We start from the raw sequence: 23890 nt of genomic DNA on the forward strand, positions 1-23890 counted from the left end.
GATGCAGCTAGTGGATCAATGGAATCGTCGCATTCGCAAGCTAAGGGTTTCTCTAACCGATCAATGCAACCTTCGCTGCCGCTACTGCATGCCTTTGCATCCAGAATTTCTGGATAAAAGTAGCTACTTAACTCCGCAGCAATACAAAGAAATTATTGGCGAGTTGCTGGACTATGGCATTGAAGAAGTTCGCATTACAGGTGGTGAGCCTCTGGTTCGGCAAGACTTTGATGAAGTCATTCAGGAACTTGCCAAGCTGAAGATCCCGTCCCTCAGCCTAACAACCAATGGCCTGCTGCTCCACCGCTACTGGGACGTTCTCAAGGCTGCCAACGTTCTCAACCTTAATGTTAGCCTCGATAGCCTACAGCCCTCCACCCAAGCTGCAATTGCCCGTCGCGACTGCCTGGCGGATATTCTCCGTAATATCCAGGAGGGTATTGCCCGGGGATTTAGCCTCAAAGTCAATACGGTTGTAATGCGGGGGATCAACGATTGCGAGCTATTTGATTTCGTTGAGTTTGCCCGCAAGACAGGCGTGACAGTTCGCTTTCTGGAGCTGATGCGGGTCGGCTATGCCAACTCTCTCTATGAAGAACACTACGTTTCAGCACAAGAGTGCATTGCCCGTCTGCAAGAACGCTATACTCTAACCCCCCTTCCAGCGGCACCTGATTCGACAGCGTTTTACTTTACAATCGACGAGAATGTTAAAGTTGGATTTATTGCCTCTGAGTCTCAGCCCTTCTGCAGCAGCTGTTCCCGGTGGCGCTTGACAGCTGATGGTCGTCTCTTTGCCTGCCTATTTAGTGAGGAGGGTCTCTCGGTTCGAGACAAAACACCAGGCCAACGTCAGCAAATTTACCAGCAGCTTTTGGGGATGAAACCACTGCGCCGGGTTGAGCAGGTCTCACACCCAATGTACGGCTTAGGGGGCTAGCTCTATGGACAAAGCTGATCGTACATGGGCCCATCTTAATGCTCAAGGCCATCCGCATATGGTAGATATTAGCCACAAATCGGTGTCTTTGCGAACGGCCACAGCACGGGCAAGAGTTCAACTGCCACCTGCTCTCAGATCCTATGTTGTTGGCCAAGATATCCACCTGAAAAAAGGACCGGTATTTCAGACAGCAACCATTGCCGGTACAATGGCTGTTAAAAGAACTGACCAACTGATCCCCTTTTGTCATCAGATCCCTGTTGAAGACTGCACCTTTGATATCACAATTGATGATCACTTGCTTGTAACCATCCACTGCACTGTCAAGACCAGCGCTAAGACAGGGGTTGAAATGGAAGCTCTCTGTGGTGCGGCAACAGCAGCGCTGACAATCTATGACATGTGCAAGTCGGTGTCGCCCCATATCTGCATCCAGGAGATCCGCCTAGTAACTAAGTCCGGCGGCAAAAACGCCCTCCTGGAACGTCCCCTCTATGGCTTGGTGCTCACAGGGGGACGTAGCAAGCGCATGGGTCGCGATAAAGCGCTGCTGAACCCTTTTGGCAAACCCCACGCCGCCTATCTCTATGAACTGCTGCAGCCCTACTGCCAGCAGGTTTACTTGTCAGCGCGTGCCGGTCAGTGGTCGGGCACAGCTCTAGAGCTCTTGCCCACACTACCAGATCTAGTAGAAAGCGTTGGCCCGATCAGTGGCCTATTGACTGCCTTGAATACTCATCCTGAAGCTAACTGGTTGGTTGTTGCCTGTGATCTACTGAACCTTCGGTCAGAAACAATCCAAAAGCTGCTGGATCACTACCAAGCCGAAACAATCGCAACTTGCTATGTTAACCCCGAGCGCGGCTTCCCGGAAGCTCTTTGCGCCATCTATACTCCTCAAGCTGCAGCGGTACTAGAAAGGGCTTACGCGGAAGGGGTGTACTGCCCTGTGGAAATCCTCAGCAGGCAGCCCTGCACCCTAGTTACCCCCAACCATGAGGTCGAGCTCATGAACGTCAATACCGCCGAGGAGTATGCCACTTTCCAATCAGTTTGGGGTAGTTGCAGCCATGGTAACTCAATCTGTCCTAAGTAAGACCGTAACAATTCAATATGTAGCAGTGCTGCGGGAACAGGCTCAGCGGAGCAGCGAAGTGCTGCAAACCAGTGCAGCAAACTACCTAGAGCTCTATCAGCAGCTGCAAGCAAAGTATGGATTTTCGCTAGCAGCGGAGGACGTTAAGGTTGCTGTCAATCATGAGTTCTGTGACTTGACTAGGCCGATAGATGAAGGTGCCTTGGTAGTTTTCATTCCACCAGTTTGTGGGGGCTAAATGCTGCGTTTTCTAATTGTGGATAGCACCATCCAGCCAGCTGAACTCAGTCGTTTGCTCGTCAATAACACAGCGGGTGCCTTAGTAACCTTCGAGGGCTGGGTACGCAACCACAGCCAGGGCAAACCTGTTCTCAGCTTGGAGTACGAAGTCTACGAGATCCTTGCCCAGAAGGAGGGCGAGAAGATCCTCCGAGAAGCCCACGCCAAGTTTGGCCTCTGCGGTGCTGTTGCCTGTCACCGCCAGGGTCATCTTGCAATTGGTGATATTGCGGTTTGGGTTGGTGCTACAGCTGAACATCGCGGCGCCGCTTTTGCTGGAGCACGTTACATCATTGATGCAATCAAGGAGCGCTTGCCCATTTGGAAAAAAGAGTACTACTGGGGTGAGCCGCCGCGTTGGGTTTTGTGTCAGAAAGCAAAGCCTTTGTTCCAGCAATTCCATAAGAACGCTATTGCTCGGCAGCCTTGCGGCGATACCCCCTAGCCTCTCTGCTAGTATCAGTGAGGTACCTGACCTGGGGCTGTAGCTCAGCCTGGATAGAGCAAGCGCCTCCTAAGCGCTAGGTCGGCGGTTCAAATCCGCCCAGTCCCGCTAAAACCAGTGATAGGATAAAGTCTACTGTCGGTTCTGACGGGGATCAGCCGTCAGAGGCAACGGGGAAAGTGCAGTGAGAATCTGCCGCTGTCCCGCAGCTGTGAGCCGGTTTTGGACTTGGGATCCCTAGTTCGTTGTTGCAAGAGGCCTTGAGACGCAAGCCAGCCCCTCCAAAACTGAGCAAGTCAGAATGCCCGCCGGCGGTTTTTCCACAGTTCACCATATCTGCGAGGTACAGATATGCTCCCCATTTTGACGTTAGCCCGTTCCCGTCTCGAAGTTTTTTCATCGGCCTGCTTACGGATTTTCGACGCTCTCGGATCGTAGGCACTCAGTCAAAAGCGCGGACAAGAGAGCTGAGCAGTTAGCTCAGGGGCAGCTAGGAGGACGGTTGCTCGCTTTGGTTGCACAAAAGAGTCCTCTGGGCATCCCCCTGTGCAGAGTGGGCAAGCCGCCAGGGTGAAGGAACGCCTTGACAGCTCCGGCAGGTTTCCTGGCCTAGGGAAAACCTTCTGCCGGGATGCCACCGATAGGCATGTCGGCGGCCATCTCTTGCTGCCTAGGTTGGATGACAACTGGCGGCAACCTCAATTACCGAATTCGATTCAGGACAAGGTACCTTATGGCCATTGAAACTCAAACCCTAGGCTATGCCCGCATGGGCAAGCGCCGCGAGCTGAAGAAAGCCCTGGAGGCCTTTTGGGGCGGCACCCTGGAGGCGGAAGCCTTGTTGGCGACGCTGCAGGATCTGGAGAGTCAGGCCTGGCGAACCCAGCGACAGGCCAACCTCGACCACATTGCCGTAGGAGATCAAACCCTCTACGACCACGTTTTGGACTGGGCCACCTGGCTGGGGCTGATTCCCTCCCGGTTTCAGAGCTTATCAGGCCTGGAGCGCTACTTTGCCATGGCGCGGGGGCAGGAGGGGCTGCCGGCCTTGGAAATGACCAAGTGGTTTGACACCAACTACCACTACCTGGTGCCGGAAATTGAGGCCGACGCGATCCCTCAGGCCCATTTCGACGACTTCCTGGCCACGGTGCGACGGGCGCAAGGGATCCTAGGAAACCGCACCAGCCCCGTCCTCCTCAGTCCGGTTACCCTTCTTGCTCTAAGCCAGCGCTCTGGCGAGTTGCGGGGGGATCTGGAGAAGCTGCTTCCTCTCTACAGAGAACTCTTGCAGGAGCTGCAGCGCCTGGGGATCCGGGAAGTGCAAGTCCATGAGCCCATCTTGGTGACCAGCGAAGGCAAAAGTCTTCAGGAAGCGGTGGAGCAGACCTACCGCTGGCTTGCAAGCGTGGGGATCCCTCTCCACCTGGTTACCTACTTTGACGACTTGGGGGAGACTTACCCCTGGGCGGTGGAGCTTCCGGTAGCTGGCCTCAGCCTCGACTTCACCCGCGGCCACAACCTGGAACTGGTCAGAGCCCACGGCTTCCCCGCCGACAAGATCCTGGGGGCGGGGGTAGTGGACGGGCGCAACGTCTGGCAGATCCAGCCCAAAGCCGTTCTGGCCACTCTGCAAGAGCTGCAAGCCCTAGCCCCCAACCTGCGGGTGCAGCCTTCTTGCTCGCTCCAATTTGTGCCCCACGACGCTGCTCTGGAAACCCACCTGCCAGAGCCTTTGCGCAATGTTCTCAGCTTTGCCGAGCAGAAGCTGGCCGAGGTGGTTCTGCTGGCCCGCACCCTCAACGGCGAAGACACCGCCGCCCAGCAGCAGGAGCTGGAGCAGCAGTGGCAGGCCTTCCAGGACTTCAATCCCCCCAACTCTACAGTGCGCCAGGCCTTGGCCAACCTGACGGCGCAGGACTTCCAGCGCTCCCTTCCCTACGAGCAGCGTATAGGCCGGCAGGTCAAGCTGCCACCGCTGCCGACCACCACCATCGGCTCTTTTCCCCAAACCCCCGAAGTCCGGCAGTGGCGGGTCAAGTACAAAAAGGGCGAGATCTCCCAGGCCGAATACGAAGCTGCCATCGACGCCGAAATTGCCAAGTGCATCCGCATCCAAGAAGAAATTGGCCTGGATGTGCTGGTGCATGGTGAGTTCGAGCGCACCGACATGGTGGAATACTTCGCCCAACAACTGCAGGGCTTTGCCTTTACCGAGCACGGCTGGGTGCAGAGCTATGGCAGCCGCTGCGTGCGTCCCCCCATTCTCTACGGCGACGTGTCTCGCCCTCGCCCCATGACGGTGCGGGAGTTCAAGGTGGCCCAATCTCTGACTCAAAAGCCGGTCAAGGGGATGCTGACAGGGCCGGTAACCATGCTCAACTGGTCCTTCCCCCGCGTTGACGTTTCCCGTCGCGAGCAGGCCCTGCAAATTGCCCTGGCCCTGCGGGCAGAGGTGGCCGACTTGGAAGCTGCCGGAGCCGCGATGGTGCAGGTGGACGAGCCAGCGCTGCGAGAGGGGCTGCCCTTGAAAAAAGAGCGCTGGCCAGAATACTTAAGTTGGGCGGTGGAGGCCTTCCGCCTGACTACCGCTGGCGCCAAGCCCGAAACCCAGATCCACACCCACATGTGCTACTCGGAGTTCGGGGACATCATCGAGCACATCGAGCGTCTGGATGCCGACGTCCTCTCCATCGAAAACAGCCGCAGCAGCAACAAAACCTTGCTGCAGATTGCCCAAGCCGGCTATCGCCACCAGGTAGGCAACGGCGTTTACGACGTTCACAGCCCGGCGGTGCCCGACACCGAGCAGATTCTCCGGCAACTGCGCCTGGGAGTGGCCCACTTGCCGCTAGAGCAAACCTGGGTCAACCCCGACTGCGGCCTAAAAACCCGCCGCTGGGAGGAAGTGATCCCTGCCCTGAAAAACATGGTGGCAGCCACTCAGCGTCTAAGGGAGGAGCTCCAGGCCACCTAGCCCCCGGCAAGGTTGCTCAGGCCAGCGTCTCCTCCGCGGGCAACCGTGCGGCTACGACACTCCTAGGCCGCCTTGCGGCTGGCAAATAGGGCAAGATGAGAGTGGGGCTTTGCTCCGCTGGATCAACGGAGGCCAGAAGGGATCCCCGCTGTGTCTGTTGCCACCGCAGCAACAATCATCAATTGCCACCTCTAGCCATCTCAAGGTAGTTCTAATGAATCCAACACTCTGGGTTTTTTGGGGCCTAGTCCTGCTCCTAGCTATAGGATTGGGAGCCTACCTGTTGACCGCCCGCAAGTACCGCTCTCCTGAATCGGTAGCCCGCGCCTACGACGAATGGACGCGAGACGGGATCCTGGAGTTCTACTGGGGCGAGCATATTCACCTGGGCCACTACGGATCCCCGCCGCGGCGGAAGAACTTCATCCAGGCCAAGCACGACTTTGTCCACGAGATGGTGCGCTGGGGCGGGCTGGATCGGCTGCCGCCGGGGACGACGGTGTTGGATGTGGGCTGCGGCATTGGCGGTAGTTGTCGCATCTTGGCCCGCGACTATGGCTTTGTGGTGACCGGCATCACCATCAGCCCGCAGCAGGTGCAGCGGGCCCAGGAGCTCACCCCCCCCGATCTGCCCGTCCGGTTTCAGGTGGCCGACGCCCTCAACCTGCCCTTCCCCGACGCCAGCTTTGATGTGGTCTGGTCCATCGAGGCGGGGCCCCACATGCCGGACAAGGCTCGCTACGCCAGCGAGATGCTGCGGGTGCTCAAGCCAGGCGGCATCCTGGTGGTGGCGGACTGGAACCAGCGCGACGACCGTCAAAAGCCCCTCAACTTCTGGGAGCGGCTGGTGATGCGGCAGTTGTTGGATCAGTGGTCGCACCCCGCCTTTTCCAGCATCGAGGGGTTTGCCGAACAGTTGCAAGCCACGGGCCTGGTGGAAGGACAGGTGCAAACTGCCGACTGGACGCAAGAAACTCTTCCTTCTTGGCTGGATTCCATCTGGCAGGGGGTTGTCCGTCCCGAAGGGTTGCTGAAGTTTGGCTTGGTGGGCTTGATCAAGTCGCTGCGGGAGGTGCCCACTTTCTTGCTCATGCGCCTGGCCTTCGGCACTGGCCTCTGCCGCTTTGGCATGTTCCGAGCGGTGCGGGCCGCCACGCCGGCAAACTCCGCCCGCCCAGAAGTAGTTGCCCACAGCACTCAGCACTAGAAATGACAACCCTTGCTCCCACTCCGACTACCTTGGCAGCCGTTTACGACGTGATCATCGTCGGCGGCGGCATTGCGGGCTTGACCCTAGCTTGTGCCCTGCAGGGATCCGGCCTGCGCTTGGCCCTCATTGAGGCCCAGTCGGCTGAGGCAGTCAGGCAGCGCCCCTTGGCCTATGCCCTTTCGCCGTTGTCGATCCGCATCTTTCGGGCCATCGGGGTGTGGGAGGCGCTGGCTCCCCACATCACACCCTTTGCCCAGGTGATTCTGACCGACGCCGACGCTCCCCAGCGGGTGACGTTTAGGCCGGAGGATGTGGGGGAAACGGCAGTTTTCTACTGCGGCGAACATGCTCGGCTGCAGCAGGTGCTCCAGGAGCGGGTGGCTGCCGATCCCCAGATCACCTGCTACTACGAAGCCAGGGTGGAGAGCGTAACCTACGGGGAGGCTGCGGCTGAGGTAGAGCTGGAAACGACCCAAGGCCGCCGCCGGCTGGCCGCCTCCCTGGTGGTAGCCGCCGATGGCCTGCGCTCCCAAGTGCGCCAGCGGGCAGGGATCCCGAGCGACGGCTGGGACTACTGGCAGTCGTGTATCACCGCCCTGGTGGCCCCTGCCCAAGACCACCAAAACGTCGCCTACGAGCGCTTTTGGCCTGCCGGCCCCTTCGCCATCCTGCCCCTGCCCGGCAACCGCTGCCAGGTGGTCTGGATCCTGCCCCACGAGCAGGCCAAGGCCACGCTGGCCCTTTCCCAGGCCGACTTCTTGGCCGAGATGCAGCGCTACTACGGCGACCAGGGCGGCTACCTTACCTTGCTGAACCCGCCCCAAGTCTTCCCGGCCCGCCTGCGCCAGAGCCGCCGCTACTATCAGCACCGCCTGGCTTTGGTGGGGGACGCCGCTCACCACTGTCATCCCGTAGCTGGCCAAGGGCTGAACCTCGGCATCCGCGATGCCGCTGCCTTGGCCCAAGTGTTGCTGGACGCCTGGAGACGACAGGAGGATTTGGGAGAGGTCCAAGTCCTGCGGCGCTACGGTCGCCGTCGCCGCTGGGAAAACTGGGTGGTGTTGCTCTTTACGGATCTCCTCACCCGCACTTTCTCCAACTCCTACTGGCCCCTGGTGGTCTTGCGGCGCTTGGTTTTGATAGGGATGATACGCTTTCCGCCGCTGCGGCGCTTTTTGCTGCGCCTGATGACCGGGCTGTGGGGCAGCCCTCCCTACAGCCCCAGTTCCTCCTTGGCCTTCTGAGCTGCCCAAAGCACCTCCGCATCTTCGGCCTGCGACCAGTCGGGGTCGGCGATCTCGGCGTAGAACCTCTGGTCGTAGGAGCGGGTTTGCACCACCACCGGCATGGGCACGGCATGGCCGAGAACCAGGGCCTGCTGTTTGGAATCCAGCTTGGCCAGCACCGTTTTCAAGTTCTGGCTGCCGGCTACACCCGTGAACACAGCCTCGATATCTTGGTCATCGTTGAGAAGGGCCGTGATGCGGGTGCCCAACTGCGACATCACCTCGCGGTCGAGACTGGAAGGGCGCTGATCCACCACCAGCAGCGTCACAAAGTACTTGCGCATCTCGCGGGCGATGGTGCCGAAAATGGTCTGCTTGGCCGCCCGCGGATCCAGAAAGCGGTGCGCTTCCTCGATGGTGATGCACAGTTGCCGGGGCCGGTCGAGGGGATTTTTGGACTGCAAGTACCGCTCCGTCTGCTGCACATAGGCCTGGTGAATGCGGCGGGTGATGACGTTGGCCGCCAACATGTAGGAGAGCAGGTTGGACTGGGATCCGAACTCGATGACCACGTGAATGCCGCGGCTGAGGGCCTCCAGGATCTCGCCGATGTAGTTGTGGGGCAGGCTGTTGCGGATGTACTTGAGGTCGTCGAGACGGGTGAGCTTGCGCTGCAGGGCCAGGATCGAGGCCTTGTTGCCCATTTTTTGCTCGCAAAACTCCTGAATCTCGGCGTTGGAAAGGCTCAAAAGACGGCTGATCCAGTCGCGGCCAAACTCGTTGCGCAGGATAATGGCGTTTTCCAGACTGGCCTCGGAGAGGTTGAGCTCCTCTGCCAACAGCGCCAGATCCTCCACCTCGATCTGGTTGTAGGCAATAAACAGCTCGCGGGCATCCCGCACCCCTCGCCGCCGCGTGGAATCGGGATCCAAGGTATAGATTTGCACCTGGCCGGGGAAGAGCTGCCGCAGCCCCTTGACGGTGGTGGCCTGCCTATCCTCGCTGGCCGCCTCCCAGCCATACTCAGAGTGCATATCAAAAACCAGGTTTACCGCCGCCCGTTTGCGGATGATGCCCGCCAGGATCAGGCGGGCCAAAAAGGATTTGCCGGTACCGGACTTGCCGAAGATGCCGTTGCTGCGCTCCACCCAGCGATCCAGATCCAGACAAATGGGCACCGCCATGTCCAAGGGTTGGCCGATGGCGAAGTTGCGCCGAGTGGGGTCGTCTTCCCAGCCGAAGACGGTGCGAAAGTCCAGCTCCCGCGCCTCGTACACCTGGGAAAAGTGGGCCGGCACCGTTTTCACCGGCAACAGCTCCATCGCCTCGGCAGCAGGAGGGGCTGAGCCGCAGTCGTCTGGCCGCTTGGGATCGATGAGGGGATACAGCCTCTCTGCTTCCGTCTGCCGCGGCACCAGCATCAGCATGGGCGTGAGGGCGATAACCCCGTAGGTGCCGGTACCCGCCAGCACCTCCTGCAGCAGGGTCTCTTCCGGGCGGGGGGGATTGACCAAGATCTGCGGGTTGCTGGTTGCTAAGGTAACGTCGGTGAGCAGGCCGAAGAAGCGGTGGCGCTCCCCCTGGATCACCACAAACTTGCCCACCCGCAGGTCTTCTACCGAGACACCGGGGTTGAGGCGAGCTTCCAAGCCCCGACTCAGGGATCCCTGGATGACGGTGGCTAGCGGTTGGGGAGCGGTCATGGCGGTGAGACTAGTTGCCCGCCTGAGCGCGGGCGCTGCTGCGGGGGGCCCCATCTTGGACGATCCAAGTGCGGACGATCTCCACCTCCTCCGGCGTCCAAAAGCCCAGACGAGAGAGGGGCAGCCCGCGGGCCTGGAGGTAGGCGATCTCCGGGGATCCGCCGCGGGCCTGAGGGCGGTTGGGGTTGTTGGCGTTGAGGATGGTGGCGTGGCGGCGCGTCCAGCGGGGATCGATCAACTCGCTGTTGGGATCCCCTGGCTTGACGTAGGCCAGAACCGCCTCGTAGCTGTCCAGCAACTGGGTGCGCTGTCGCCCTGCCGGCTGGTGGCAGCCGACACAACTGGCCTCCAGCAACGGCTTGATGTCCCGCTCGTAGGTAAACTGCGGCTCGGTGCGAAAGCGCAGTTGGATGGTCTGCTCCAGCGGCAGCCCCTCCTGCGGCGCGATCGTGAGGGTGTAGTCGGTGCTAAAGCGCAAGGGATCCCGAGGTTTAAGCAACAACTCGTCTCCCTGCACGTCGAAAATGACCGCTGCCGGCGGCTCCAACTGAACCGCCAGCCGTTGTAGATTGGGATCCAGCGGCCGATCGAATTGCAGCCGTAGAACCCCGTCCACAAAAACATCCTGCTGCTCGGGGGCTGGCTGAGAGGAGACCCACTGCAGCGGCGCATTCGATTGCGACTCAACCTGCAGATGAGGCTGAACGGCCCAGAACACCACTGCCAACACCACCAGCCCCACCCAAATTCGCCAGCGTCGCCACCGACGGGCCAGGTTCTGTGCAGTTGGAGTGTACATTGCCGCCGCCCTCATGAACTTTAACTTTTGTCAGAATAACGAAGCCCTCTGCGCTTCAGCCATCAATTGATACCTATTGATACAGATGATACAGACAGATAGGGATCCTCAACGAATACGAGGATCCCTTGTCCGCCTAAAAACAGGGTGACGATGGAGGGAAAGAAGCATCTCGCTCTTCCCTAACCATCGAGGGCTTTACCCAAGCTGAAACGCTGTTATCAGCAGAGAGAACCTCGACAAGGCAGGCGACAGGAAATCAGTCGATGCGCTCTAGCTTGATGTTGTGGTGGCCCAACTTGATCTCGAACTGATCCCCCGGCTTGAGGCCCATCTTCTTGGTGTAGGCAGCTCCGATGAGGAGGTTGCCATTCTTGTGAACCGAAACCCGGTAAGTCGGAGCCCGACCGCGGGAACCGTTCTCATCACTAGCATCGAGATCCACACCGACTGCCTTCAGCAAGGCATTGTTGAACTGCATCAGATTCACTCGCTCCTGACCATTCTTGGTATAGGTGACGTAGCCACAGGCGCGAGCTTTTTCCTTGCGATCCGCATTTCCCATCGAAGTTACCTTGTCGAGGAGCTCTTGGCCAGTGAGTGGTTTTGGTTTACCGGTCGTAGTCATATCAAGATGGCTCAAGGACAACAGTTAGTGTAGCCAAAAACAAATAGCGATTGCAATAAGTTGCCTTCAACTCTTTCTTATTAGAGGAGACAAGTTCGGCAAGCGGAATGGGATCTGAAGAGGCGAGTGCGCAAAACAGCAGTAGCGAATTCCCCCTGCGGGACAGAACCTGTAGAGTCGAGGTCGGACTTGCGAAAGAGGGGTTCTCCCCAGGCAAGCCCTAGGCTCGCAAGTGCTGTTCTCGGCGGGATCGGCGGCCTGAGCCCTAGCACTTTGGGCGAGGGATTCCTGTTGTGTTGCTGGCAAAGGCAGGGAAACTGGAAACAGGGCTGTTTGAGTATTCGCTGATATGGATCCCTTTTGGTCGGGGCGGCGTCTGCTGGTTGGGGTGAGCGGGGGAATTGCTGCCTACAAAACTGCGGTTTTGGTGTCTGCTCTGGCCCAGCAGGGGGCAGAGGTGAGGGTGGTTTTGACGCAAGCTGCACAACAGTTTATCTCCCCGCTGACGTTTGCCACTGTGTCCCGTCAGCCGGCTTTTACAGATGCCGAGTTCTGGCAAGCTGCGCGGGGACGGCCGCTGCACATCGAGCTGGGGGAATGGGCCGAGGCTCTCCTGATTGCGCCGCTTTCGGCCAACACCTTGGGCAAGCTGGCCCAGGGGCTGGCGGACAATTTGCTCACCAACGTGGTTTTGGCCTCCCACTGTCCGGTGGCCTTGGCGCCGGCCATGAATACCCACATGTGGAAGGCTGAAGCAGTGGCCGAGAATTGGCAGCGGCTGCAACGGGATCCCCGCTTCTGGGCCTTGCCCACGGCCAGGGGCCGCCTGGCCTGCGATGCGGTGGGGGAAGGGCGCCTGCTGGAGCCAGAGGCGCTGCAGGAGTATGTGCGGGCTCTGCTCTGGACAGGGGGGCAAAAAGACTGGCAAGGGAAGCGGGTGTTGGTGACGGCAGGAGGCACCCGCGAGCCCATCGACGCGGTGCGCTTTATCGGCAACCCGGCCAGTGGGCGGATGGGGGTGGCGCTGGCGGTGGCCGCCGCCTGTCGGGGGGCCGAAGTCACGCTGGTGCATGGGCCGCTGGGGATCCCCTTTGATCCAGCACCCTTCGCCATTCGGGCCATCCCGGTGGAGACAGCAGCCCAACTGGAGCAGGTTTTGCGGGCGGAGTTTCCCCAGGTGGACGTGCTCTGGATGGCAGCGGCAGTGGGGGATGTGCGGCCCACGCAGACCTATGCGGGCAAGCTGGCCAAGGCCGAGCTGCCCCTGCTGCTGCCCTTGGAGCCTGTCCCCGATTTGGTGGCAGCCCTAGCCCGTCACCGACGTCCCGGCCAGCTTCTTATCGGCTTTGCTGCCCAGAGCGGGGATCCTCTCCCCCCGGCCAAGGAGAAGCTGCAGCAGAAAGGGCTGGACGCCATTGTGGCCAACCCCATCGACCAGCCGGAGAGCGGCTTTGGCAGCAGCCACAACCAAGGCTACTGGATCCCGCGGCAGGGCAACCCGGAACTGCTCCCGTTGGCCACCAAATCGACCCTGGCTCACCGGCTGCTGGATCTGGCCCTGCGCCTAGGCTGACTTGGATAGCCGGCCAAAATCAGGTACCTTTGAGGCTAAGCGCAGAGGGATCCGATGGCGATCATTGTCTTGAGAGCCTGGTATTTGGATTCGGTGTTGTCTGCCTCCCAAGTGCAACAGCGAGCCCCTGACTTGCGCCTAAGCCGTACCGGCCTCCTGAAAACGGCGATGCGAGCCGATTTCCTCGACGATGTGGAGCAGGTGAAGGCCTCTGTCTGGTGGCAGCGCTACTTGGAAGGGGAGCTGGTGGAGTTTTACATCGAGGGCAGCGGCGCCTACAGCATCTCCAACCTCGATTTAATCAGCCGCGAGATCTACTTCAATAAGCGGGCTGCCCTAAGCATCACGGAGCCGGCCATCTACTTCTGTGGCCAATCAGATTACCCCGACTCCAGCGCCACGCTGTACCAGGCGTTGCAGACGGTGGTGGAGGCCATTAACCGCCATCATCAGCCGGTTCTTCCGCTACAACTGCAGGGATCCCCAGAGACACCCCTCATCGACGCAGCGCTGATTCGCAAGCTCAAGCAGGCGTTGCTGGTGGTGGCCGATGTCACCCCTGTGCAGGTCAATGGCCGGGGGCGGCCTCTGCCCAGCCCACAGGTCTGTCTGGAGCTGGGCTATGCCCTGCAATCGAAGCGCCCCGAGCAACTGCTGCTGGTGCAACTGCCCCGCCACGGCATCGAGGGATCCTTTCCCTTTGAGGTGGAAGGCAGCAGCTTTTTGAAAATCGGCGATCCGCACCACCTGGTGGATCAACTGGGAGCCGAGCTCCTCCGCCTGCTGCAGCGCCATCGAGTCATCTCCCTCTAATGGCAGTACCTACTCAAGCCTCCCTGGCAGCAGCTAGACTGCTTTGGAAGGCCGCTGCTGCCGCCGCCACACTTCTGAAACTATCTATCAGCCTCTATTCCCCGGAACTATGACTCTGGCCGATGCAAATTCTCTGGTTTCCTCAGTTCGCCCTGCAGCAGGCTGGCAGAGAGCGCTGAACGGCTTGATGTTCCTGCTGCTGCTGGGGGTTCCCCTCTCGTGGACAGGCCACTTGCAGGGCTGGGATCCCAATCTGGTCTTCCTTTGTGCGGCCTTGGCGGTGGTGGCCTTGGCGAAGTTTATGGGTCAAGCCACCGAGGAGATCGCTGCCTTGACCGGGCCGACGATCGGGGGACTGATCAACGCCACCTTTGGCAACGCCACCGAGCTAATCATTGGCCTGGTGGCGCTGCAGGCGGGACTGGTGGAGGTGGTGAAAGCCTCCATCACCGGCTCGATCATCAGCAACCTGCTGCTGGTGGCCGGGCTGGCCATGTTTTTGGGCGGCATTAAGTTTCGCGAGCAGAGCTTTCGGCCCGAAGTGGCGCGTATGAACGCCTCGGTAATGAACCTGGCGGTGGTGGCCCTGATCTTGCCCAGCGTGGTCACCTATGCCGACGCCAACTTGGGCGCGCTCTCCATCCAAGAGCTCTCTACAGCGGTGGCTTTGGTGCTGATCGGGGTTTATGGCCTTACCTTGCTGTTTTCCCTCAAAACCCACAGCTACCTTTACACCATTCACGAGGCAGAGGCGGCAGAACATGAAGCCGCTGCCCGTCTCGCCCCCAATCCGGTTTTGCAGGCAGAGGGATCCATTCCCCAAGTGTTGACGGCCCCGCCCGAGCGGGCCGGTTTGGGGTTTTGGCTGTTGGCCCTCTTGGGGTTGACGGTGTTGGTGGCGCTGGAGTCGGAACTGTTGGTGAGCACCCTGGAGCATACTCTGGAGCACTTGCACATTACCTCGCTGTTCATGGGGGTGATTTTGCTGCCGATCATCGGCAATGCGGCCGAACATGCGACGGCAATCACGGTGGCCATGAAAGACAAGATGGATCTCTCCTTCTCAGTATCTCTGGGCTCGACGATGCAAATTGCCCTGTTCGTGGCGCCTCTGTTGGTGCTGGCCGGGAACGTGCTGGGCCAGCCGATGAACTTTAACTTCGGCACAGTGGAGCTGGTGGCCATTGCCGTCTCGGTGTTGCTGGTCAACTCCGTCAGCAGCGACGGTCGCTCCAACTGGCTGGAGGGGCTGTTGCTCTTGGCCACCTATGCCATTCTCGGCATTGCTTTTTTCTTTTTGGAGTGAGGTTGTTCAAGTACTCCACACCGCGGACGCAAACGATTCATGTTGCGCCAGCTGCGACCGGTAGATAAGTCGGGGAAAATGGGATCCCTGCTGTGGCCGCTCCTTTTCGGCGCGTCCCTCGCCCTATCTCCGGCCATCGAGCCTGCCTGGGGGCAGGAAACTTCTCAAAACCACGGCACCGCCTCCAACGTGCCTTTGCTCAGCCGCTTGGATGCTCTGGAAGAGCTGCGGCAAGCGCTCAGCCTGCCCACCGCTTCCATCCAAACGGAGGCCGTGACACTGGATGGGCGGCGGCTGTTCTTGGTCGCCGCGCCACAGGGGGATCCCGGCAGCCTGCCGCCGGTGTCGCAGCGGGCCCGCTCCATTCCCAACAGCGCCATTCGGGTGGTGGAGAACCTCTCCAACGGCTGGTCGCGGGTGGATCTGGGGATCGTGATCGCCTACGAAAACGACCTGGAACAGGCCATCCGCATTACCGAGCAGGTGGCTCTACAGATGTATCGGGAGCCGGCCTGGCGGGACAAGATCCGCGAGCCCCCCGAGATGCACGGCGTCGATGACCTGGGGGAGCGGGGGATTACATTGCGCATCTGGATCAAGGTGCAACCGCTGCAGCAGTGGCGGGTGACGCGGGAATACCGCCGTCGCCTCAAGCATGCCTTCGACCAAGCCGGGATCCAGATCCCGTTTCCGCAACAAGCCCTCTGGTTCCGCAGCCCACTGGAGATGCGCATCCAGGGCCTCAGCCCGGAAGAAACCCACCGCCTTTTGCACCCAATGGAGTCACGGCTGAGCAACCCCGATCCCATTTCTGAGGAGCGAGCCGGCCAACTTCCTCCCTAGCTGGCCATCGCAGCTCCAAGGGGGCCAGGCGGCTACTCGTCGCCGATGATTTCCGGCTCGGTCAGCTCATCGGACATTTCGATGATGGCGCGGCGAATGGGCTTCATCCAGCCCTCTTCCACATCGTTGGGGTCATCGTAGCGGCGACGCTTGGCCCGATTGGCCACCTGCACTGTGATGCGATAGCGGTTTTTGGAAGCGTTAATTAACGCCTCTACCCGACGCATCAGCTCGTCGTTGTCGATGCCCAAGTGAGGGTTACGCAAGGTCATGGTCGGCGTCTTGTTACCAGGTAGCCTTTTATCTTAGCAAACCTCTCGCAGCTCATAAGGGCGTCAGCCCGGCCCAGGGCGAGGGATCCCCGATCAAAACCAACGCCCCGCCGACTTGCGCACTGCAATCAAGCTGCTGCTGGTGCCCAGAAAAACCCCCATCCCCAGCAACAGCAGCGGCAGAAACCAAAACTCCGCCTGGCCGGGATCGGCCTGCATCACCTTGAGGAAGGGCAGCGCAATCAACTGCTCCAGCGCCTCCTGCAGTAACTGTTGGGATCCCAGAACCAAGCCCCAAGCCCCCAGCGCACTGACTACCCCGAACAGGCAGCCCTGCAAAATAAAGGGCAAGTAAATCCAGGTCGCCGTCGCACCCACCAGTTGCATCACCTCAATCTCCCGCCGCCGCGCCATGACAACCAGGCGAATGGTGGTAGTGATCACCGCCACTGCCGTCAGGGCCAACACCCCGGTGATGCTCAGGGATCCCAGACGTAGCACCTCCTGGATTTGGGCCAGTTGCTCCACAATGCGGTCGCCGTAGTACACCTCGTCTACCCCCTCCAGTTGGCGGATCTGCTCGGCCACTTGACCTAGGATCTCGGCAGAATCGGCCTTGACTCGCAGGGCATCCACCAAAGGGTTATCCCCCAACTGGGTCTCCAGGGCCGCCTCATCCTGGATCCCCATCTCCAGCAAAAGGTCGCGCCAAGCTTGCTCTTTGGTGATCACCCTCACCTCCGCCACATGAGGCAGTTGGGCCACTTGGGGCTGCAAATCCACCCCCCGGCGTTCCGGCTCCAGATAGACGGAGATCTCCAGTTGCCCCCCCAGCGACTGGACCGTTGCATCCACCCCCCGAGACAGCTCCACGCCGATCCCCACCAGAAACAGCAACACCAACAGGGTGCTGATAGCAGCCCAGTTCAGCCAGCCTCCTCGCCGCAACCCCAAAAAAGTTTCCTGCAGGAGGTAGCGGATTTTGTTGAGAAATCGGGAGAGAGAGTGCATGCTGCCTACCGTCCAAGAGTTTGCCCGCTCTAAGCTTTAGCGTCGCAGTTGTGGAGAGGAAGATGGGGCTGCGCCGCTCTGGCGGGAGCCCCTCAGCGCATATCGTACAGATGTCCTCCCTCCAGGCGCACCACCCGGTGACCCGCCCGCTCCACCAGATAGGGGTCGTGGCTAGTCATGAGGATCGTCACGCCAAAAGAATTGAGCCGCTCCAGGATTTGGAGCACCAATAGGGAGTTTTCCCGATCCAGATTTCCCGTCGGCTCGTCGGCCAGCAACAAGACGGGCATGTTGACAATGGCGCGGGCCAAGCTGAGGCGCTGTTGCTCCCCTCCCGAAAGCTCGTCCGGGAAGCAATCCCGCTTCTCGGTCAGCCCCACCATCTTCAAAGTCGGCCCCAGGCGGCGGCGAATCTCTGCTGGGGAAAGTCCCTGGGCGCGCAGCACAAAGGCCACATTTTCCGCCAGGGTGCGATTGGCCAAGAGGCGATAGTCTTGAAAAACCACCCCCAAGCGCCGCCGCAACATGGCTAGGGGGCGGGGCGGGATGCGGTAGGGCCGCCGCCGACCTTCCGAAGAAAACAGACACACCCCATCCACTATCACCGTGCCCTCGGTGGCCTGTTCGGCCCCGTAGAGCAGCCGTAGCAGGGTGGACTTGCCCGCCCCCGACACCCCGGTTACGAACACAAACTCGCCGCGGCGCACCTCCAAGTTCACATCTCGGAAAACCCAGTTGCCGTTGGGAAAGACCTTGCTCACCCCCCGCAGCGACACCATGCTCTCAGCGCTACCTAGGGCTGGCAGGGATCCGGTCTGGGGCTTGCGGTAGAGGCCCAAGGTGGTTTCTGGGTCGGTTGGGACGAGGAGGGAGGGGTTTGGGGCTGTACCAGCCCAAGGGTGAAGGCGGGGAGCGTAGCCGATGTGCTGACCAAGCATCGTGGTAAAGCGCCTAGAGAGAAGGGAACGAGTGGAGCTGCCAGGCTAGGAGCATGACTCTAGTCAATAATAAGCTCAACTATACTGAAAATAATGTATAATATGTTCAGTACGGATTACTACCAGTTGATCTTTCTGTTTACTTTCGAGTCTGCCAACATGGTAGCCAAAGCAAAGCAGAAAATTGGTAGTAAGACGACACGGAAACTGCGCTTAGGGTATTCTACTCAAAGCTTTGCGGGATACCGCCATTCTGTTTGGACTCCGTCCCGCTAACGCGAATGGAAACAAGCAGAATGCTATCGCTGCATAGTTGAACAGTGATGTTCAGCAGTGTTCAGCGTAAATGTATCAGCGATCCCACAGCACCCGCCAGGCAAACCTGGGCAAAGCCAACATGCGTCGCCAGCGCCAAGGTTCCTGATAGAGACGATACAACCATTCCAGGTGATGGTCACGCCACCAGCGGGGGGCTCGCCGTTTTTGGCCGGCCCAAATGTCGAAGCTGCCCCCCACCCCCATCCAGATGGCCTGGGGCAAGAGGCTGCGCCATCTCTGGATCCACAGCTCCTGGCGCGGGGATCCCAGCCCCACCCACACCAGTTGGGGTTGGATTTTCTGGAGAGCTTGCAGAAGTTTTTCCTCTTCGGCGCCAGAGAAGTAGCCGTGATGGCCCCAAATGGACAGAGAGGGAAAGTGAGCTTGCCACTGCTGAACCGCTGCCCGGTTGACTGCCGGCCTTCCTCCCACCAAGGCCAAGCGCCACCCCCGTTCTGCTGCCCGCGAGATCAAAGCTTCGGCCAGCTCGATCCCCGGCACCCGCTGGACACGGATCCCCTGCCGCCGCAAAGCCCACACCACCCCCGCCCCATCTGGGATCACCAGCTCAGCCTCCTGCAGCACTTGGGCAAAGGCCGGATCCCGCTGCGCCTGCATGATCATCTCCGGATTGCAGGTGACTACCTGAGCACCCAGGCCCTGGCTGATGCGGGCTTCAATCCAGGCGGTATAGCTCTGCAGATGGGTTTCCGGCAGGGTAAGGTGCAGGTTGACGCCCAAAAGGGAGTAGGTTACCAACGACATTGCCACGGGCCTAGGGAGAGAACTTGCTTCCCAATCCAGATTGTGCCAACAAAAAAGAGCGCTATCCTTCGGGGTGAGATAGGGATTCCATGCTCTCTGAACAGCCTTCTACAAGCGTCTTGGCCCCCCGCGAGGGGCGCTGGCTCTGGCAGGGCCAGTCCATCCGCTACCAACAGGCGGGATCCGCCGGCCCGGCGGTGGTGCTTATCCACGGTTTTGGGGCCAGCAGCGACCACTGGCGGAAAAATTTGCCGGAGCTGGGGCGGCACTGCCGCGTGTACGCCCTTGACCTCCTGGGATTTGGGGGATCCGCCAAGCCCTTGCCGGGATCCCCTTTCCCCTACACCTTTGAAACCTGGGGCGCCCAGGTGGCCGATTTTGGGCGGGAGGTGGTGGGGGAGCCAGCTTATCTGGTGGGCAACTCCATTGGTTGCATTGTGGCCTTGCAGGCGGCTGTTTTCGAGCCAGGCCAGGCCTTGGGGGTGGCGATGTTGGATCCCTCACTGCGGCTGTTGCACGAGCGCAAGCGTCGCCAGATCTCTTGGCTGCGCCGCCGAACCACCCCCCTCATCCAGTCCTTGCTGGGGTGGCCCCCCTTCGGCCGGTTTTTCTTTGCCCAGATAGCCCAGCCCTGGGCCATTCGCAACATCCTCCTCCAAGCGTATGGGCGCAAGGAAGCGGTTACGGAAGACCTGGTGCAGCTTTTGCTGCGACCGGCCCTCGATCCGGGAGCGGCAGAGGTGTTCTTGGCCTTTGTGCGCTACTCCCAGGGGCCCTTGGCCGAGGATCTCCTGCCCCAGGTCACCTGCCCCGTCCTCATCCTCTGGGGAGAGGTGGATCCCTGGGAGCCCATTGCTTTGGGGCGGGCCTTGGCCGAGTTCCCCTGCGTGGTGGGGTTCATCCCCCTGCCGGGAGTTGGCCACTGCCCCCAAGACGAGGCCCCGGAGCTGGTCAACCCGCTGCTGCTGGCTTGGATCCGGGATCCCACCCGAAAACCTGAGCTCGGGATCCCCTAGCAACTCCCGCGAGGAGGAAGGTCTGGGTTCTCCCGCCTAAGAGCGACCGAGGTGCTCCAGTTGATCCAGGTTGGGGCCGCTCAGCCGGAAGGCCTGGCCAAACCCCTGAATGAAGCTGCCGCCGGTGGGGGTGATCTGGCAGAAGTGGAAGTCCGCTAGGCCCAGGATCATCTCGGCAATCTCGTACTTGGCGCGATAAAGAGCCTCGAACCCCTGGGCTTGCGCTTCCTTGCGGCTGAGGAACTGGGCTTTTCCGCTCACCATCACCCGCGGCAAAGCGTGGTTGCTGCGGGGATCCCCCGGCGTGGGCGGCTCGTGGATGAGCAGGCTGGCTCGCGGATCCGCCCGCAAAGCCTGGGTGTGGGAAGAAAGGTCGCTGATGACAATGGCAAAGCGCAAGGGATCCCACTGCACCACGAAGGGCACCAACGATACCGCCGGGGATCCGTGATCCAGCACCGCCAAGCTGGCCACCGGCTGGCCCTCCAGCAGCGCCTTCAACTTTTCCTGCGCCGACATCGCTTTTTCTCCCATTGCCCCTGCTATTATCCCCAAGCCCCCCTCGTTTGAGAAGGGTTGGATCCCTGGGATAATATCCATTGCCCGTTTGAGCAGCCCGCACCACCGGGAGCAACGTTTTTCGACATTTTTCAACCCTATCGACGTCGATACATCCCGATGTATTGTGACTATCTTGTTCAGATCCTCACGGCTCGCGTTTACGACGTCGCCCAAGAAACCCCCCTGGAGCCGGCTTTTAACCTCTCCCGCCGCCTGAACAACCAGGTCTGGCTCAAGCGGGAAGATCTGCAGCCGGTTTTCTCCTTTAAGCTGCGGGGGGCCTACAACAAGATGGCCCACCTGCCTCCGGAGCAACTGGCGCAAGGGGTGATCGCGGCCTCTGCGGGCAACCACGCCCAAGGGGTAGCCCTGGCAGCGCAGCGGCTGGGCACCCACGCGGTCATCGTGATGCCCGTCACCACCCCCCAGGTGAAGATAGACGCGGTGCGGGCGCGGGGGGCCCAGGTGGTCTTGCACGGCGACACCTTTGACGATGCCTATGCTCACGCGCGGCAACTGGAAGCCGAGAAAGGTTTGACCTTCATCCATCCGTTCGACGATCCCCTGGTGATCGCTGGCCAGGGCACCATCGGCATGGAGATCCTGCGCCAGTCTCAACAGCCCATCCACGCCATCTTCGTCGCCGTCGGCGGGGGCGGCCTGATCTCGGGCATCGCCGCCTACGTCAAGCGCCTGCGCCCGGAGATCAAAATCATTGGGGTAGAACCGCTGGACGCCGACGCCATGTACCGCTCCCTACGAGCTGGCCGAAGGGTGCGCCTCTCTCAGGTAGGCCTGTTTGCTGATGGGGTGGCGGTGCGAGAGGTGGGGGAAGAAACCTTCCGCCTCTGTCAGCAGTACGTGGACGAGATCCTCTTGGTGAGCACCGACGACACCTGTGCCGCCATCAAGGATGTCTTTGAAGATACCCGCTCTATTTTGGAGCCCGCCGGCGCCTTGGCCATTGCCGGCCTCAAAGCCTACGTCAGCCGCACCGGCATCCAGGGACAGACCCTGGTGGCGGTGGCCAGCGGGGCCAATATGAACTTCGACCGCCTGCGCTTTGTGGCCGAGCGAGCCGAGATCGGCGAACAGCGGGAGGCCATTTTCGCCGTCACCATCCCCGAAGAGCGGGGCAGCCTGCGTCGGTTCTGCGCCCACATCGGCCAGCGCAACCTCACCGAGTTCAACTACCGCATTGCCGATACCCACGAAGCTCACATCTTTGTCGGCCTACAGGTGCGGGATCGGGCCGATGCCCAGGCAGCGGCCCTGAATCTGGAGCGGGCTGGCTTTAAGACCTTGGATCTCACCGACGACGAGCTGGCCAAGCTGCATCTACGCCACATGGTGGGGGGGCGCTCCCCCCTGGCCGAGAACGAGCTGCTCTACCGCTTCGAGTTCCCGGAGCGGCCCGGGGCCCTGATGCAGTTCTTGTCTTGCATGAGCCCCAACTGGAACATCAGCCTCTTTCACTACCGCAACAACGGCGCCGACTACGGTCGCGTCCTCATCGGCATGCAAGTGCCCACCTCGGAAATGCCCGCCTGGCAGCGCTTTCTGGATACCCTGAACTATCGCTACTGGGACGAAAGCCACAATCCGGCCTACAAACTCTTCCTAGCCTAGTCAGTGTCGGCTTGTTGCGGGGGTGAACAAAGTTGTAAACAAAACTTTACAGTCCTATGTAGAGCGCGCTACGCTAGTAGAGAAAAAGCAAGGAGAATCCTATGAGCAGATATCGCTCCGTCGTAGTCGAAGAAGGTGGCCGCCTCAACAACTACGCCATCGAGCCGGAGATGTACGTGGACACCGTTCCGCGGGTGGGCTTCACCGACTATGCAGAGCGCTTGAACGGGCGTTTGGCGATGATCGGTTTTGTTGCCCTGATCCTGTTTGAAGCCTTGTCTGGCACTACTCTCATCGGCTGGCTGCAGTCCCTGGGGCAGTAGAAGAGGGGAAAGCAAGCCGTGGCTTGTGAAATCCGAGGCCGTCAACCTGGGAGTACAGGCGATCTTTGCCTGAACAAGCCCTTCCTTGGCTGACTTTGCACACAAAAGGATAGCTTGGTAGCCCCGCACTTGAGTGCGGGGCGGAAAAGCCCGCTAGCCACTTTAGTCGCTTACCCATGATGGGGGTCGTTGATATAGTTTCATAGCTCAAACAACCTCTTCCTGACTTCTCCCACCAAGACCTCTTTCCTTACTCTTTGGCCAAAAAATAAGATAAACAACCGCTAGCCCCACAGCATGGTTGTAGTGATTGTACCGTTGACTTTCCTCTCGCATTATCGCTTGCCCATGTCAGACTGCGGTTGTCATGCCGCTTGCCAACAATGATGGAGTGCGGCTGTCAGCAGGTTCGAGTCAGGAACAGGGAGCTAGTCCCCCTATTAGAGTACTTGTGTCAACAGTCTAATAAGGTGTACAACTGTGCCCTGTACTATGCGAGACAAGTCTATTTCAAAACGAAGCGATGGGCAAGCTATGGTGCGCTTTGCGCTGAGATGGTGAGAACCCAAAACAAGCACTTTATCGCAATGTATGTCTCCGCCGCGCAACAGACCTGTAAGTCTGTAGCTGGAGTGGGTCTATGCCAAGCCTGCCCAGCCCAAATCGCTGGATCCGAGAAAAGCTCTAGCAATTGACCACGGAGTCAACAACTGGCTTACGTGCGTTAGCAACTTAGGACATAGCTTCATCATTGATGGCCGCAAAGTCAAGTCCTTTAACCAGGGGTACAACAAGGAGCTGGCTAGGCTCAAGACTCACAAGCCGCAGGGGTTTTGGTTGCAAAAGCTTGACCGAACTACGGAAACCGGCGGATTAAGAAAGTCAGCAGAACCTTGGGGCTTTGCCTTCAGGAACTGTCCAGAGGCGCTTTGACAACGCCGTTACGGGTTCTTTTGTGGACTGCGTAAGAATCCCCCGCCTTTAGGCGGTGGGAGTGTCAACTTCCTCCCCTCTGGCTGTGGGAGAGGGGCTAGGGGTGAGGGATCCAAAAGACTACAATAGCGCCAGCCCATCCTCAAATCCTCTAAACGGGATCCCTAAGGCCGTGATCTCCCTCAACTTACGGCCCAGCCTGGAGTTGACCGATGAAATCTTTGAACAGCTCTGCCGGCAGAACCCTGAGCTGCGCCTGGAGCGCACCGCCAAAGGGGAGCTA

23 protein-coding genes, 1 tRNA gene, 3 pseudogenes and 1 riboswitch are annotated in these 23890 nt (G+C 59.9%); of the genes and pseudogenes, 18 read left to right on the top strand and 9 right to left on the bottom strand.

Annotated elements, in window-relative coordinates:
* Nucleotide 1: 1 nt before the first annotated feature.
* The 8 genes from moaA to SYN60AY4M2_RS06985 all read left to right on the top strand — a co-directional run bounded on the left by moaA (nucleotide 2) and on the right by SYN60AY4M2_RS06985 (nucleotide 8194).
* Nucleotides 2–940, top strand: coding sequence for a GTP 3',8-cyclase MoaA (gene moaA / locus SYN60AY4M2_RS06950; RefSeq protein WP_011429091.1), 939 nt, complete (start codon nucleotides 2–4; stop codon nucleotides 938–940).
* Between the two features lie 4 nt (nucleotides 941–944).
* A complete protein-coding gene (moaC, locus tag SYN60AY4M2_RS06955) occupies nucleotides 945–2039 on the top strand; it encodes a cyclic pyranopterin monophosphate synthase MoaC (protein ID WP_099812595.1) in 1095 nt (364 codons plus the stop codon).
* A complete protein-coding gene (locus tag SYN60AY4M2_RS06960) occupies nucleotides 2014–2277 on the top strand; it encodes a MoaD/ThiS family protein (protein WP_011429089.1) in 264 nt (87 codons plus the stop codon). The genes moaC and SYN60AY4M2_RS06960 overlap by 26 nt, the downstream gene beginning before the upstream one ends.
* Nucleotides 2278–2763, top strand: a complete 486-nt coding sequence (locus SYN60AY4M2_RS06965) for a molybdenum cofactor biosynthesis protein MoaE (RefSeq protein ID WP_011429088.1) — start codon at nucleotides 2278–2280, stop codon at nucleotides 2761–2763.
* 33 nt (nucleotides 2764–2796) lie between these two features.
* Nucleotides 2797–2871: transfer RNA gene (locus SYN60AY4M2_RS06970), tRNA-Arg, on the top strand.
* Between the two features lie 14 nt (nucleotides 2872–2885).
* Nucleotides 2886–3091: riboswitch (cobalamin riboswitch) on the top strand.
* Between the two features lie 405 nt (nucleotides 3092–3496).
* On the top strand, nucleotides 3497–5740 hold the full coding sequence (gene metE, locus SYN60AY4M2_RS06975; protein ID WP_099812596.1) for a 5-methyltetrahydropteroyltriglutamate--homocysteine S-methyltransferase: 2244 nt from the start codon (nucleotides 3497–3499) through the stop codon (nucleotides 5738–5740).
* Nucleotides 5741–5954: 214 nt separating this feature from the next.
* Nucleotides 5955–6947, top strand: a complete 993-nt coding sequence (locus SYN60AY4M2_RS06980; protein ID WP_011429086.1) for a methyltransferase domain-containing protein — start codon at nucleotides 5955–5957, stop codon at nucleotides 6945–6947.
* Nucleotides 6948–6949: 2 nt separating this feature from the next.
* Complete coding sequence (locus SYN60AY4M2_RS06985) at nucleotides 6950–8194, top strand: FAD-dependent hydroxylase (protein ID WP_099812597.1); 1245 nt, start codon at nucleotides 6950–6952, stop codon at nucleotides 8192–8194.
* Here SYN60AY4M2_RS06985 and SYN60AY4M2_RS06990 read toward each other — a convergent pair.
* The 3 genes from SYN60AY4M2_RS06990 to SYN60AY4M2_RS07000 form a co-directional block, all read right to left on the bottom strand.
* The gene (locus tag SYN60AY4M2_RS06990; protein WP_099812598.1) at nucleotides 8164–9879 is read right to left on the bottom strand and encodes an ATP-binding protein; all 1716 of its coding nucleotides are present in this window, start codon (nucleotides 9877–9879) and stop codon (nucleotides 8164–8166) included. The genes SYN60AY4M2_RS06985 and SYN60AY4M2_RS06990 overlap by 31 nt on opposite strands.
* A 10-nt stretch (nucleotides 9880–9889) precedes the next feature.
* Nucleotides 9890–10678, bottom strand: coding sequence for an Ig-like domain-containing protein (locus SYN60AY4M2_RS06995; RefSeq protein ID WP_011429083.1), 789 nt, complete (start codon nucleotides 10676–10678; stop codon nucleotides 9890–9892).
* 259 nt (nucleotides 10679–10937) lie between these two features.
* Nucleotides 10938–11243 (bottom strand): AbrB family transcriptional regulator, encoded by a 306-nt coding sequence (locus SYN60AY4M2_RS07000; protein WP_346426048.1) that lies wholly within the window; start codon nucleotides 11241–11243, stop codon nucleotides 10938–10940.
* 412 nt (nucleotides 11244–11655) lie between these two features.
* Here SYN60AY4M2_RS07000 and coaBC point away from each other — a divergent pair, with 412 nt between their 5' ends.
* From coaBC to SYN60AY4M2_RS07020, 4 genes are all read left to right on the top strand, one after another.
* Entirely contained in the window at nucleotides 11656–12879 is a 1224-nt protein-coding gene (coaBC, locus tag SYN60AY4M2_RS07005; RefSeq protein WP_099812599.1) for a bifunctional phosphopantothenoylcysteine decarboxylase/phosphopantothenate--cysteine ligase CoaBC, read from the top strand.
* Between the two features lie 54 nt (nucleotides 12880–12933).
* On the top strand, nucleotides 12934–13692 hold the full coding sequence (locus SYN60AY4M2_RS07010; RefSeq protein ID WP_099812600.1) for a hypothetical protein: 759 nt from the start codon (nucleotides 12934–12936) through the stop codon (nucleotides 13690–13692).
* 187 nt (nucleotides 13693–13879) lie between these two features.
* Nucleotides 13880–14998 carry a calcium/proton exchanger gene (gene cax / locus SYN60AY4M2_RS07015; RefSeq protein ID WP_011429079.1) on the top strand — a complete coding sequence of 373 codons (1119 nt, stop codon included), beginning with the start codon at nucleotides 13880–13882 and terminating at the stop codon, nucleotides 14996–14998.
* Nucleotides 14999–15037: 39 nt separating this feature from the next.
* Entirely contained in the window at nucleotides 15038–15841 is an 804-nt protein-coding gene (locus SYN60AY4M2_RS07020) for a mechanosensitive ion channel family protein (protein ID WP_099812601.1), read from the top strand.
* 32 nt (nucleotides 15842–15873) lie between these two features.
* Here the strand turns inward: SYN60AY4M2_RS07020 and SYN60AY4M2_RS07025 are convergent, their stop codons facing one another.
* The 3 genes from SYN60AY4M2_RS07025 to SYN60AY4M2_RS07035 form a co-directional block, all read right to left on the bottom strand.
* Entirely contained in the window at nucleotides 15874–16113 is a 240-nt protein-coding gene (locus tag SYN60AY4M2_RS07025) for a DNA-directed RNA polymerase subunit omega (RefSeq protein WP_011429075.1), read from the bottom strand.
* Between the two features lie 93 nt (nucleotides 16114–16206).
* Nucleotides 16207–17124, bottom strand: a complete 918-nt coding sequence (locus SYN60AY4M2_RS07030; protein WP_011429074.1) for a permease-like cell division protein FtsX — start codon at nucleotides 17122–17124, stop codon at nucleotides 16207–16209.
* Between the two features lie 92 nt (nucleotides 17125–17216).
* Nucleotides 17217–18062, bottom strand: coding sequence for an ATP-binding cassette domain-containing protein (locus SYN60AY4M2_RS07035; protein ID WP_240527761.1), 846 nt, complete (start codon nucleotides 18060–18062; stop codon nucleotides 17217–17219).
* 105 nt (nucleotides 18063–18167) lie between these two features.
* On the opposite strand from SYN60AY4M2_RS07035, the pseudogene SYN60AY4M2_RS14750 reads away from it, so the two are divergent.
* Nucleotides 18168–18375, top strand: a pseudogene (locus SYN60AY4M2_RS14750) (hypothetical protein); the annotation flags it as partial.
* A 38-nt stretch (nucleotides 18376–18413) separates the two neighbouring features.
* Here SYN60AY4M2_RS14750 and SYN60AY4M2_RS07045 read toward each other — a convergent pair.
* The gene (locus tag SYN60AY4M2_RS07045) at nucleotides 18414–19145 is read right to left on the bottom strand and encodes a WecB/TagA/CpsF family glycosyltransferase (protein ID WP_011429066.1); all 732 of its coding nucleotides are present in this window, start codon (nucleotides 19143–19145) and stop codon (nucleotides 18414–18416) included.
* An 89-nt stretch (nucleotides 19146–19234) separates the two neighbouring features.
* Between SYN60AY4M2_RS07045 and SYN60AY4M2_RS07050 the strand changes: the two genes are divergently transcribed.
* Nucleotides 19235–20161 (top strand): alpha/beta fold hydrolase, encoded by a 927-nt coding sequence (locus SYN60AY4M2_RS07050; protein ID WP_099812602.1) that lies wholly within the window; start codon nucleotides 19235–19237, stop codon nucleotides 20159–20161.
* Nucleotides 20162–20197: 36 nt separating this feature from the next.
* Here SYN60AY4M2_RS07050 and SYN60AY4M2_RS07055 read toward each other — a convergent pair whose 3' ends face one another.
* The gene (locus tag SYN60AY4M2_RS07055; protein ID WP_011429064.1) at nucleotides 20198–20680 is read right to left on the bottom strand and encodes a pyridoxamine 5'-phosphate oxidase family protein; all 483 of its coding nucleotides are present in this window, start codon (nucleotides 20678–20680) and stop codon (nucleotides 20198–20200) included.
* A gap of 159 nt (nucleotides 20681–20839) precedes the next feature.
* On the opposite strand from SYN60AY4M2_RS07055, the gene ilvA reads away from it, so the two are divergent.
* Together ilvA and SYN60AY4M2_RS07065 are read left to right on the top strand one after the other, a co-directional pair.
* The gene (gene ilvA, locus SYN60AY4M2_RS07060) at nucleotides 20840–22351 is read left to right on the top strand and encodes a threonine ammonia-lyase, biosynthetic (protein WP_099812603.1); all 1512 of its coding nucleotides are present in this window, start codon (nucleotides 20840–20842) and stop codon (nucleotides 22349–22351) included.
* A gap of 101 nt (nucleotides 22352–22452) precedes the next feature.
* Nucleotides 22453–22674: a high light inducible protein gene (locus SYN60AY4M2_RS07065; protein ID WP_011429062.1), complete on the top strand. Its 222-nt coding sequence runs from the start codon at nucleotides 22453–22455 to the stop codon at nucleotides 22672–22674.
* Between the two features lie 203 nt (nucleotides 22675–22877).
* On the opposite strand, the pseudogene SYN60AY4M2_RS07070 reads toward SYN60AY4M2_RS07065, so the two are convergent.
* Nucleotides 22878–23010: pseudogene (locus SYN60AY4M2_RS07070) on the bottom strand (IS200/IS605 family transposase); the annotation flags it as partial.
* Between the two features lie 354 nt (nucleotides 23011–23364).
* On the opposite strand from SYN60AY4M2_RS07070, the gene SYN60AY4M2_RS07075 reads away from it, so the two are divergent.
* Complete coding sequence (locus SYN60AY4M2_RS07075) at nucleotides 23365–23607, top strand: transposase (protein ID WP_240527388.1); 243 nt, start codon at nucleotides 23365–23367, stop codon at nucleotides 23605–23607.
* A 160-nt stretch (nucleotides 23608–23767) separates the two neighbouring features.
* A pseudogene (locus SYN60AY4M2_RS14410) lies at nucleotides 23768–23890 on the top strand (Uma2 family endonuclease); the annotation flags it as partial.

The sequence above is a fragment of the Synechococcus sp. 60AY4M2 genome, assembly GCF_002760375.1.
Lineage (GTDB): Bacteria > Cyanobacteriota > Cyanobacteriia > Thermostichales > Thermostichaceae > Thermostichus.